Annotated in this window: 9 protein-coding genes and 2 pseudogenes; 7 read left to right on the plus strand and 4 right to left on the minus strand. The window is 60.7% G+C overall.

Annotated features, from left to right (window positions below):
• Positions 1 to 247: 247 nt before the first annotated feature.
• The 7 genes from nicC (at position 248) to FS777_RS07480 (ending at position 8,990) form a co-directional block, all read left to right on the plus strand.
• Positions 248 to 1,396, plus strand: coding sequence for a 6-hydroxynicotinate 3-monooxygenase (gene nicC / locus FS777_RS07450; RefSeq protein ID WP_058637900.1), 1,149 nt, complete (start codon positions 248 to 250; stop codon positions 1,394 to 1,396).
• Positions 1,393 to 2,199 (plus strand): N-formylmaleamate deformylase, encoded by an 807-nt coding sequence (gene nicD, locus FS777_RS07455; protein WP_145254768.1) that lies wholly within the window; start codon positions 1,393 to 1,395, stop codon positions 2,197 to 2,199. Before nicC ends, nicD begins: the two co-directional genes overlap by 4 nt.
• A gap of 13 nt (positions 2,200 to 2,212) precedes the next feature.
• Positions 2,213 to 2,965, plus strand: coding sequence for an Asp/Glu racemase (locus tag FS777_RS07460; protein WP_100851850.1), 753 nt, complete (start codon positions 2,213 to 2,215; stop codon positions 2,963 to 2,965).
• Positions 2,966 to 2,980: 15 nt separating this feature from the next.
• Positions 2,981 to 3,622 carry an N-carbamoylsarcosine amidohydrolase gene (locus FS777_RS07465; RefSeq protein WP_058603430.1) on the plus strand — a complete coding sequence of 214 codons (642 nt, stop codon included), beginning with the start codon at positions 2,981 to 2,983 and terminating at the stop codon, positions 3,620 to 3,622.
• A gap of 212 nt (positions 3,623 to 3,834) precedes the next feature.
• Positions 3,835 to 5,148 carry an MFS transporter gene (locus tag FS777_RS07470; protein WP_145254771.1) on the plus strand — a complete coding sequence of 438 codons (1,314 nt, stop codon included), beginning with the start codon at positions 3,835 to 3,837 and terminating at the stop codon, positions 5,146 to 5,148.
• 137 nt (positions 5,149 to 5,285) lie between these two features.
• Positions 5,286 to 6,578, plus strand: coding sequence for an OprD family porin (locus FS777_RS07475; protein WP_145254774.1), 1,293 nt, complete (start codon positions 5,286 to 5,288; stop codon positions 6,576 to 6,578).
• A gap of 195 nt (positions 6,579 to 6,773) precedes the next feature.
• A complete protein-coding gene (locus FS777_RS07480; protein WP_145254777.1) occupies positions 6,774 to 8,990 on the plus strand; it encodes a TonB-dependent siderophore receptor in 2,217 nt (738 codons plus the stop codon).
• 76 nt (positions 8,991 to 9,066) lie between these two features.
• Here the strand turns inward: FS777_RS07480 and FS777_RS07485 are convergent, their stop codons facing one another.
• The 4 genes and pseudogenes from FS777_RS07485 to FS777_RS07495 form a co-directional block, all read right to left on the minus strand.
• Complete coding sequence (locus FS777_RS07485) at positions 9,067 to 9,594, minus strand: ProQ/FINO family protein (RefSeq protein WP_078478373.1); 528 nt, start codon at positions 9,592 to 9,594, stop codon at positions 9,067 to 9,069.
• Positions 9,595 to 9,814: 220 nt separating this feature from the next.
• Positions 9,815 to 10,816: pseudogene (locus tag FS777_RS21865) on the minus strand (methyl-accepting chemotaxis protein); the annotation flags it as partial.
• Between the two features lie 90 nt (positions 10,817 to 10,906).
• Positions 10,907 to 11,440 (minus strand): annotated as a pseudogene (locus tag FS777_RS21870) (MCP four helix bundle domain-containing protein); the annotation flags it as partial.
• Positions 11,441 to 11,847: 407 nt separating this feature from the next.
• Positions 11,848 to 12,033, minus strand: coding sequence for a hypothetical protein (locus tag FS777_RS07495; RefSeq protein WP_145254783.1), 186 nt, complete (start codon positions 12,031 to 12,033; stop codon positions 11,848 to 11,850).
• Positions 12,034 to 12,148 lie beyond the last annotated feature (115 nt).

The following is a 12,148-nucleotide window of genomic DNA, read 5'->3' on the forward strand; positions in this document are numbered from 1 at the left end:
CAATAGTGTGTACACCATAACTGATTTGATGAAAACGCATTCATTGGATTGACGCAAGTGATCTTTAGAACGTTACCATTCAACCCAATCCCCCATTAATCGGTAACATTATGATCTTTTTGAGTTTCGATCGCTTGTTTGAAAATATTTTCAGGGGCCTGTTCCTAAGAGCCATTTAAAGTTTATACGCTGTAAATGACTCGCGGCCATGCCGCTTGCCACACATCAGAACAACAGGAGACTCTCCATGCGGGGAAGCCAAAAAATCGCAATCGTCGGCGCGGGTTTAGGTGGGGCGGCAGCGGCAACGTTGCTGCAGCAGGCCGGCTTCGATGTGGAGGTGTACGAACAGGCCCCGGCGTTCACCCGCCTGGGTGCCGGTATCCACATCGGCCCCAACGTCATGAAGATCTTTCGGCGGATGGGGCTGGAACAGAAGCTGGAGCTGATGGGCTCGCACCCGGACTTCTGGTTCAGCCGCGATGGTCAGAGCGGCGATTACCTGTCGCGCATCCCACTGGGTGAGCATGCTCGCCGCGAATACGGGGCGGCCTACATCACCATCCACCGGGGGGACTTGCATGCGCTGCAGATCGACGCCATCAAGCCCGGCACCGTGCACTTCGGCAAGCGCCTGGAAAAGATCATCGACGCGGGTGATCAGGTGCGTCTGGACTTCGCCGATGGCACCCACACGGTCGCGGACATCGTCATCGGAGCCGACGGCATCCACTCCAAGATCCGCGAAGAATTGCTCGGTGCCGAAGCGCCGAACTACAGCGGCTGGGTGGCGCACCGTGCGCTGATCCGTGGGGTAAACCTGGCGCAGCATGCCGACGCATTCGAGCCCTGCGTCAAGTGGTGGTCCGAAGACCGGCACATGATGGTCTACTACACCACGGCCAAGCGCGACGAATACTACTTCGTGACCGGTGTGCCCCACGAAGCGTGGGACTTCCAGGGCGCCTACGTGGACAGCAGTCAGGAAGAAATGCGCGCTGCCTTCGAGGGCTATCACCCCACCGTCCAGAAGCTGATCGATGCCACCGAATCGATCACCAAGTGGCCGCTGCGCAACCGCAACCCGCTGCCGCTCTGGAGCCGTGGGCGTCTGGTGATGCTCGGCGACGCCTGTCACCCGATGAAACCGCACATGGCCCAAGGCGCCTGCATGGCCATCGAGGATGCGGCCATGTTGACCCGCTGCTTGCAGGAGACCGGTTTGTCGGACCACCGCACCGCCTTTGCCCTGTACGAGGCCAACCGTAAAGAGCGAGCCTCGCAGGTGCAGTCGGTGTCCAACGCCAACACTTGGCTCTATACGCAGGAGGATCCGGCCTGGGTATACGGCTATGACCTCTATGGCCAGCCGCTCAAGAGCGGGGAGGCCGCATGACTACCTTCCTCAACGGCGGTCATGTAAGCGCCAATGGCATCCGTCAGCATTACCTGCGCTATGGCGGCAAGGGGCATGCGCTGATCGTGGTGCCGGGGATCACCAGCCCGGCGATTACCTGGGGGTTCGTCGCCGAGCGCCTCGGCCAGCACTTCGATACCTACGTACTGGATGTACGCGGGCGCGGTTTGTCATCAAGTGGCCCTGATCTGGACTATGGCACCGATGCCTGTGCCAGCGACATTCCCGCCTTTGCCGCCGCGCTGGGCCTGGACAGTTATCACCTGATCGGCCACTCGATGGGCGCACGGTTTGCGATTCGTGCCGCTGCCAACGGCGCGCCAGGCCTGCAGAAGCTGGTGCTGGTCGACCCACCGGTATCCGGGCCAGGGCGCCGCGCCTACCCAAGCAAGCTGCCCTGGTATGTCGACTCCATTCGCCAGGCCAGCCTGGGTATGAGTGGCGAGGACATGCGCACTTATTGCGCCACCTGGAGCGACGAGCAGCTGGCGCTCAGGGCCGAGTGGCTGCACACCTGCTACGAGCCTGCGATCGTGCGGGCCTTCGACGACTTCCACGAGGTGGACATCCATCAGTATCTGCCCGCCGTACGCCAACCGGCGTTGTTGATGGTGGCTGGGCGCGGCGGGGTGATCGAGCCGTGCGACATCGCCGAAATCCGTGAGCTCAAGCCAGACATTCAGGTCGTACAGGTTGCCAACGCTGGCCACATGATCCCCTGGGACGATCTCGATGGTTTCTTTGCCGCATTCGGCCTTTTCCTCGACCGATCCGTTGCCTGAAGGAGCACCAGACATGACCACGCTATACCGCATCGGCCAGATCGTGCCGAGTTCTAACACCACCATGGAAACCGAGATACCGGCGATGCTCAACGCGCGCCAAGCCATCCGCCCGGAGCGCTTTACCTTTCATTCCAGCCGCATGCGCATGAAGCAGGTGAGAAAGGAAGAGCTGGCGGCCATGGATGCCGAGTCCGACCGCTGTGCGGTGGAGCTGTCCGATGCCAAGGTCGATGTACTGGGCTACGCCTGCCTGGTGGCAATCATGGCCATGGGCCTTGGCTATCACCGGCAATCCGAACAGCGCCTCAGGCAGGCGACTGCCGACAACGACGCACTGGCGCCGGTCATCACCAGTGCCGGAGCGCTGGTCGAAGCCTTGCATGTGATGAAGGCCAAGCGCATCGCCATCGTCGCCCCGTACATGAAGCCGCTGACCGAGCTGGTGGTGAACTACATCCGCGAAGAAGGCTTTGAGGTGCAGGACTGGCGCGCCCTGGAGATTCCCGACAACCTGGCCGTAGCCCGTCACGACCCCGCCAACCTGCCAGGCATCGTAGCCGGCATGAACCTTGAAGGGGTGGATGTGGTGGTCTTGTCGGCCTGCGTGCAGATGCAGTCGTTGCCGGCCGTGGCCAAGGTCGAGGCACAGACCGGCAAGCCTGTGGTCACCGCTGCCATCGCCACCACCTACGCCATGCTCAAGGCGCTGGACCTAGAAGCGGTGGTGCCAGGTGCCGGTGCCTTGCTGTCGGGCGCTTATTGAAATCGGGAGGCGGACATGAGCGAGGCACAAAGTGCTCGGGACAACTATCAGGGTGTATGGGGGCAGCGTATCGGCTTTGGTCGCGCCCCGGCGCTGCTGATGATCGACTTCATGCAGGGCTACACCACGCCGGGGGCTGCGCTGTACGCCCCAGGCGTCGTCGCGGCAGTGGAACAGGCCGCGGACCTGCTGGCGCTAGCCCGCGATTGCGGCATTCTGGTGGTGCATACCAACATCCGCTACCAGCCTCCGCATTTTGTCGATGGCGGTGTCTGGGTGCGCAAGGCGCCGGTGATGAAGGACATGGTCGAGGGCAACCCCTTGGCTGCGTTCTGCGAGGCCGTTGCCCCACAGCCGGAGGAGTTGGTGCTGAGCAAGCAGTACGCCAGCGCTTTCTTCGGCACCAGCCTGGCGCCGCTGCTGCACGCCCAAGGGGTAGATACCGTGGTCTTGGCCGGCTGCTCCACCAGCGGTTGCATCCGCGCCAGCGCGGTCGATGCGATGCAGCATGGCTTTCGAACCATCGTGGTGCGCGAATGTGTGGGTGATCGCCATGATGACCCGCACCACGCCAACCTGTTCGACATCGACAGTAAGTACGGCGATGTGGTTTCCCGCCAGGAAGCGATGGCGCAATTGAGGCAATCGACCGGCTGACACCGGCAGGGGGCCTACCCAATAACAATCGAGGAACGGTGCCGGAAGCACGTTCATGATCGCCTGCTGTCCGGGTGGTCGCCCCGCAGGAGCACTCGGGGGTTTTTTCAGACGTGGCCTGGCCACGTCGCGTGTAGCGCGCGACGGTACTGGTGCGTCGAAAACTGCTGGCCTTAAAAACAACCACAAAGTCGCCCGCCAGGAGACAGGAAATGCCAATTGCGAATGCAACCACGGTCCACAGCGACATCGATCAGGGCACCAAAGCGCTGTACAGCAAGATCACCTGGAGGCTCATTCCCTTCCTGTGCTTTTGCTACCTTGCCGCCTACCTGGACCGTATCAACGTCGGCTTCGCCAAACTGCAGATGCTCGAGGATCTGCAGTTCAGCACTGCCGCCTATGGCCTGGGTGCCGGGCTGTTCTTCGTCGGCTACATCATTTTCGAGGTCCCCAGCAACCTGATCCTGCAGCGCGTCGGCGCCAAGCTGTGGATCGCCCGCATCATGATCACCTGGGGGCTGTTGTCGGCGTGCACCATGTTCGTCAGCACCACCACCCAGTTCTATATCCTGCGGTTCCTGCTCGGGGCTGCCGAAGCAGGCTTTTTGCCAGGGGTGCTGTTCTACCTGACCATGTGGTACCCCACGTACCGGCGTGGGCGCATCATTGCCCTGTTCATGATCGGGCTGCCGCTGTCGAGCGTGATTGGTGGACCGATCTCGGGCTGGATCATGGGGCATTTCGATCAGGTGCATGGCCTGCATGGCTGGCAGTGGCTGTTTTTGCTGGAGGCCATCCCCAGCGTGCTGCTCGGCATTCTGACCTTCTGGGCCTTGCCCAATCACTTCCAGCAGGCCAAGTGGTTGTCCAGCGAAGACAAGGCTCAGCTGGCAGCAGACCTTGCCGCGGACGATGCAGAGGGCAAGGACAGCAAGCACAGTTTCCGTGACGGGTTCTTCAACCTCAAGGTGTGGATGCTTGGCGGTATCGATTTCTCGATCCTGCTCAGCGCCTACGCAATGGGCTTCTGGATGCCGACCTTCATCCGCGATGCAGGGGTGAGCGACACGTTTCACATCGGCCTGCTCACTGCCATCCCGAGCCTGGCCGCACTGGCCGGCATGCTGATGATCGGCGCGAGCTCCGACCGTCACCGTGAGCGTCGTTGGCACATTATCGTGCCCTTCATCGTCGGCGCCATCGCCATGGCCAGCAGTACATTGTTCAGCCAGAACCTGGTCATGACCGTATTCCTGTTCGCAGTCGCCTCGGCCGCGATCATTGGTGCGGTGCCGGTGTTCTTCAGCCTGCCGGCGACTTTCCTCAAAGGGACCGCGGCCGCCACCGGGTTTGCTCTGGCCTGTTCGGTGGCCAACATCGCCGGGCTGGTCAGCAACTCGCTGATGGGCCTGGTCACCGACTGGACCGGCACTTCCCACGCGGCGCTGTGGGTGTTCGCTGGCTGCCTGCTCCTGAGTTGCTTCCTGGTCATCTCCCTGCCAGCGAAGCTGGTCAACCGCTAGCGGTCCAGCGCTTCACGCCCGATAGGGCAGGCGGGCGGGTGCCGGCCTGCCCACACCCATTCTCGACGCAATCTGCACGTCGGCGGGCGTTCGTCTGGCCGGTGGATTGCTGTTGCCCGACATTCAGGAATCGCCCCATGCACGTTTGCACTGCACCGCGTTTTTTCCCGAAAGCACGCCTGGCCGGCGGCTGCATCGCAGCCGCGCTGTGTAGCGAGGCACCGGCTGAAGAGGTCGGTTTTATCGAAGGCGCCCGTGCGACCCTCCAGGCTCGCAATTATTTCTTCAGCCGAGACTACGCCGATATCAAGGGGGCGAGCACCCAATCGCGCACTCAGGAGTGGGCGCAGGGCTTCATCCTCAACGCCAGTTCAGGTTATAGCCAGGGCGTCTTAGGTGCCGGTGTCGATGTGATCGGCCTGTTGGGTTTCAAACTCGACAGCAGCCCTGAGCACGCACGCTCAGGCCTACTGCCAAGCCTTGACAGCGGCACGTCCGCCGACCAGTACAGCCGCGTGGGCGCGGCGCTCAAGTTCAAGGTTTCCCAGATTGAGTTGAAGGTGGGCGAATTGATGCCCAATCTACCTGTGTTGCTGTTCAGCGACCTGCGCCTGCTGCCGCCGACCTACCAGGGCGTAATGCTGGAGTCGCACGAGTTTGCGGGGCTGACGCTCAGTGCCGGCCAATTTCGCTCCACCAGCCTGCGCGATTCGTCCAACAGTCAGAAAATGTATGCGCTGGTCAACGACCCCATCAACCCCGCACGATTGGCCCGCTTTACCAGTGACCGCTTCAATTACCTGGGCGCCGACTATGCCTTCAACGACAACCGCACCAGCGTGGGGGTCTGGCAGGCGCAACTGCAGGACATCTATCAGCAACGGTTCTACAGCCTCAAGCACGCCGAACCCCTGGGTAACTGGACCTTGGGTGTGAATGCCGGCTATTTCCAGGCGCGCGAGGATGGGCGCAAGCTTGCCGGCAACTATGACAACCATGCGCTGTTCAGCCTGTTCTCGGCAAGAACGGGCGGGCATACGTTTTACGTGGGCTACCAGCAAATTGGCGGTGAGGACGGTTTCATCCAGGTGGGCGCCAACACCAACCCAATGGGTAATACCCTGCCGACCTACGAGTTCTCGGCGCCAGGAGAGCGTTCCTGGCAGGTGCGGCATGACTACAACTTCGCGGCATGGGGGATCCCCGGGCTGACCTCGACATTGCGCTACGTACAAGGCCGGGATGTCAAAACCGGGCTGGGCTTTGAAGGGCGCGACCGCGAGCGAGACCTGGACCTGGCCTATGTGGTGCAAAGTGGGCCGCTGGAAGGGCTCGGCGTGCGCGTGCGCAATGTGATGGCTCGCTCCAATTACCGAACCGATATCGACGAGAACCGCGTGGTGCTCAGCTATACGGTCAAGCTGTTCTAGAGGCTGTAGCGCACGACCAAGCGAGTGCGCAGAACGATGAGCTCAGGCGTGCACCTGGCCGGCTATAAGCGACCAGGCGTACAGCTGCGCTCAGGTGCGGCGTGAGGGAGGTCTTATGAGATTAATTATCATATGAGGATGATTATGATGTAGATTTGCGCGCACGGATTTTTACGCGCAAGGAGTCAGCCCGCAATGCCCCCGTTCATGTCCCACCCCACCACAGTCACCCTTGGCCTGTACGCTTGCTTGATCTGCCCTCCATCCCTGGCCGATACCCAGGCAAGACGAGACGACGCCGTGCTCGAGCTGGGCGCAACCGATGTGATTGCCACTGGCCTTGGCAGTGTCACCGAACACAGTGGCTCCTACACCACCGGTAGCATGAGCGCAGCCACCCGGCTGAACCTCTCGATCAAGGAGACACCCCAGTCGGTCTCGGTCATATCCCGCCAGCAACTGGACGACTTCCAGCTCAACAGCCTGTCCGAGGCCATGGCTCACGTCACGGGGGTCACGGTACAACGCAATGATTCGGAGCGACCGGGCTACTACTCGCGTGGTTACGCAATCAACAATTTCCAGATCGATGGCATGCTCAACACCTTCTCGGGGCTCAAGTCCGACTCGGACACCATCATCTATGATCGAATCGAGGTCGTGCGTGGGGCCACCGGCCTGACCACAGGCGCCGGCGATCCCTCGGGGACCATTGCAATGGTTCGCAAGCGCCCGACGCACGCGTTGGCAGTAAAGAGTGGCGTGAGCGGGGGCAGTTTCGACAATTATTACAGCTACCTGGATGTCGGTGGCCCGCTGGGCTGGGACGGCCGTCTGCGCGGACGCACCGTGCTGGCGTACCGTGACAACAAGTCATTCATGGACAAGTACGCCACCCAGCGTGAAGTGGCCTACGGCGTGCTCGAAGCTGACCTGACGCCAAGCACCGTGCTGGCGGTGGGGTATGACTATCAGAACAAGCATGTGCAAGGGTCATCATGGGGTACGGTGCCGTTCTGGAACGCCGACGGCAGCAAAGCCAACTTGCCCCGTTCCACCAACCTCAGTGCCCCCTGGTCTTCCTGGCCACTCAAAGACCAGACGGTGTTCGCTACTCTTGACCAGTATCTGGGCAACGATTGGGTCATGAAAGTGGCGTACACCCACCGGCAAAGCGACAGCGACGGAAAGGTCTACTATGGCGGCAATGGTTTTCCTGAGGCCGACCGTAGTGGCATGAAAGCCTGGTACTCGCACTTCGGGGGCTCCGAGCAGATGGACGCGCTGGACTTCAACCTCGCCGGCCCTTTCCAATTGTTGGGCCGCAGCCATGATTTCATGATCGGTTACGGCGAGTCGCGACGACGCGACAGTGAACCCTATCGCCTTGGTCTACCGGTACCCGACGGTTACGAAAATATTGCGGATTGGAAGTACATGGGGAACACCCCTACGTTCTACGACCTCGAAACCGGGCTCGACAGCTCGCGCTCCAGCATTCGTCAGAAGGCCGGCTACATTGCAACACGCCTGAACCCTACGGACCGCCTGCATATCGTGATTGGCAGCCGCTACGGCAGTTGGCAGACACAACAGCGGGAGTGGGATTACGGTGATGCCCTGGAAGTCGTCGATCAGTCCACTACCAAGCAGGTCCAGAATGATCAATGGACGCCCTATGCCGGCGTACTCTTCGATCTGACCGACCAGTTCACCGCCTATGTCAGCTACACCGATATCTTCAACCCGCAGACCGTCAGAGACGTCAACAAGCAGTACCTTGAGCCTATCGTAGGCAAGGTCTATGAGGTGGGCCTCAAGGGCAGCCTGTTCGCTGAACGCCTGAACCTGAGCACGGCAGTGTTTCGCAGCAAGCAGGATAACGTGGCGGAACAGGACGACTCTGTGCCGCCCAATGGCAACGAGGTGTTCTACAAAAGCGGTGGCAAGGGCGTAGTTGTCGAAGGCTTCGAAGCTGAAGTTGCAGGCGAGGTGATGACCGGGTGGCAGATGAGCCTGGGCTACAGCTATACGCATGCAGCCACGGCCGAGAAAAAGCGAAAGAACACCGAGCAACCCTTGAACTTGGTGCGCTTGTCCAGCACCTATGCCCTAACCCCAGCATTGACTGTGGGGGCAAGCCTGGACTGGCAGAGCGACAATTTCAGGCTGGCCAACCGACCAGTGGGGCGCGACGGTGATCGAATCATCACGGCCAAGGATGAGATCGGCCAGAAGGCGTTTTCGGTGGTTGGGCTGATGGCGCGCTATCAGATCGATGAGCACTTGAGCGCTTCGGTCAACGTCAAGAACCTGTTCGACGAGCATTACTACAACAACGTCGGCTTCTACAACGGCGTGTACCACGGTGAGCCACGCACGATGATGGTCAGCCTGGATTGGAGACTCTGAGACCATGTGCTAGCCCGCAGCGCCCACCACCCGCGCGCTCGGCGAACGGGCGGTGGGCGCTGCTCAGACCAGGCCTTTACTCCGCGGCCTGTTCCACAGCCGGCTCGACTGCAGCCTCGCCCTGTTCTGCAGGCGCTGCGGTCTGTGCCTTGGCCTGGGCCCGCTTGCGGCGTTCCTGGTTACGCTGTTGGGCTGCCTGACGCTTGGCATGGATCGCCTGGGCGGCAGTGACCACGCCCGCCGGCTGGCCGTTAAGGTCCAGGCGCGGGGCGTTTTCCACCATGCTGGTCCAGTAGCGGTTGCCCCGGCACCAGGTGGAAATGCCCAGCTTCAGTTGCTCACGGGTGATGCCCAGCAGCTCCAGGTGTTGCTCGGCATCCTTGAAGATGCCCTCCTTGAGCGGCACCTTGGGCGCAGGGTTGACGGGGAAGGCCAACGGGAAGTGCTTCTGCAGGGGCCAGATGGCGGCCACTGCCGGGTCCAGTTCGCGCGGCTTGGTCTTCTGGGGCGGCTTGCGCTTGGCCGGCGCTGGGGCGCTTGCCTGTTGCTGCTCTTTTTCAGCCCGCAGGCGATCCCGTAGCGCTGCCAGTTGTTCAAAGCTCATCGTTCAATTCACTGCTTCAAGGTTGATTGCGTGGTGCAAGGATATGCGATGCAGCCCCGGTGAGCAGCCCAAAAGGCACAAATCGTCGCTTTTTTTACAGAAACTCACGACGGCCTTGCTCCGGGGCAGCGGCATTTGCGTCACACAATCGCGCGAATCCCTGCCCCAGGGGCACGGTGCAAGCTTTCCTGACAGGCCGCATCCCCTCTGTCATCAAGCCCTAGACCTTGAACTTGGCGACCATCGCGTTCAGGTCTACAGCCAGGCGTGACAACTCCTGGGCGGCGGCGCTGGTCTGGTTCGCGCCGGCCGAGGTCTGCATCGCCAGGTCCCGGATGTTCACCAGGTTTCGATCCACTTCGCGGGCCACCTGGGCCTGCTCTTCGGAGGCGCTGGCGATCACCAGGTTGCGTTGGTTGATGGACGAAATGGCCTCGGCAATCGTGTTCAGTGCCTGACCTGCGGATTGGGCGATTTCCAGAGTGCCTGAGGCGCGCCCTTTGCTTGCGTGCATGGCTCCGACTGCAGACTCGGTGCCCGACTGGATGCCTGTGATCATGCCTTCGATCTCGGCGGTCGATTGTTGAGTTCGGTGCGCCAGCGCCCTGACTTCATCGGCGACCACGGCAAACCCACGGCCGGCTTCACCGGCGCGCGCAGCCTCGATGGCAGCGTTGAGCGCAAGCAGGTTGGTCTGGCCTGCGATCGAGCCGATGACATCCAGTACCCGGCTGATTTCGTTGGCGCTGGTGGCCAGCTGTTCGATTTCCTGCGAAGTGGTCGTGACATCGCCAACGAGCTGACCAATGGACTGCAGCGCATCGTTGACCCGTTGCTGACCCTCACGGGTGGTCTGGTCTGCACCTTTGGAGGCATCGGCGGTGTTGACGGCATTGCTGGCCACTTCCTCCACCGCTGCGGTCATCTGGTTCACCGCCGTGGCCGCCTGGTCGATTTCGGCGCTTTGCTGATGCAGGCCGCGGCTGGTGTCTTCGGTCACCGTGAACAGCTCTTCGGATGCCGAGGCGAGCTGGTCGGAGGCGGCAGCGATGCCGGCAATCGTCTCGCGCAGGCTGTCTTTCATTCTGGACAAGGCGTGCAACAACAGCGCGGGCTCGTCACTACCCGTCACCTCGATGACCTGGTTGAGCTCACCCGAGGCCACCCGCTCGGCGACGACCACCGCTTCGCTCAAAGGCCGCACGATGCTGCGGGTCAGCATGATGGCCAGCGCGATCATCAGTACGATGATGCCGACGATCGTCGCCGTGATAATCGAGAAGGACTGCTCATAGGCCTCAGTACTGACCTGGGAGGCGTTGGTTGCGCCGTTGGAGTTGTACTGGGTCAGCTCGATCAGCGACTTCATCATCGCGTCGGCGTAGTTGGCCAATTCACCATTGATCAGGCGAGTCGCTTCTGCAATGTCGTTTCTGCGTACGGCGTCAAGAATTGCGTCCTGCAACGTATGGTAGGTCGCGCTTCTGACCAGAAATGCGTCGTACAGGGCCCGGTCTCGTTCCTCTGTCGCTGTTGCCTTGTACGTTTCGATTTGTTCCTGGTAGTGCTTGGAGATGTCCGCGATCTTGTCCAGTGTCGCGGCCCTGGCGCTGGGGCTTTCTTCCAAAACGCTGCGCAAGGTCAGTGCTCGGACGCGGCCCAGGTTCATGCTGACCTCGTCCAGCAGCATGATTGCGGGTAACCATTCGGTGCGCACTTCGTCAGTGGCCTTGTCCATCGTGTGCATGCGGTACAACGATGCCAGCCCCAGGATCAGTACGAGGAGGGCGACCAGCGTGAAGATGACCGCCGCGCGCGTGCCAATTTTCAAGTTCCGAAAATACATGTGTAGCTCCTTGGTGTAGCAATGCTTGCTAGGCTAAGCAAGTCCAGCAGGGTGACCGTGAAAATAAGGCTGCAGCCCTCTCGTTGAAACAGCTATCGGCACCTTGGGCAATAAACTTTAAGAATAAACATAAGCAGTCTACGAACGGCGCAGTCCGCCATCCGATCGCTCAGTTGAGTGACTTTCAGCAAGCAGCGAGCCTATTTATTTCGTTACCGCGCAGTGCTGCTTAGGTAACAATTTATTTCGCATTGATCTGGATCAATCAAATGTTGATCAGATCGACCGCAGGTCTTCGAAGTATTCTTTAACCCAGGTTCGGTTGAAGCAGGCGAGTGCCGGCCTCTTGCTGTGAGCTTCAGGAACCACGGGCAGCCCCGACCCTGTTGGAGGCCGGGGCCAGGGGGCTATTGCAGCGTCTCAGGCTTAAACGCACCCGGTAGTTGTGCCAGTGTGGTTTCGATTCGCGCTATCGATCCCGCCAGTGCGCTCGCTTCTTCGTGCTTGCCTTCACTGCTGAGCTTGTCCCGCTCGCGGCGCAGGTTCAACAGGGTTTTTTGAAGTCGCAACGCCGGCTCATTGTAGTCGTCCATATAGTTCTCTTAACGAAAAGCGTCCTTGCTGTTGTAGGAAAGGCTGACCGTAACAGCTCAGATCCATCCCATAAACTGATCTTTCATACAGCGGAAATGAAGCCTGAGGAAATCT

It is taken from the genome of Pseudomonas sp. DE0157 (assembly GCF_007678615.1).
Taxonomy (GTDB): Bacteria; Pseudomonadota; Gammaproteobacteria; order Pseudomonadales; family Pseudomonadaceae; genus Aquipseudomonas; species Aquipseudomonas parafulva_B.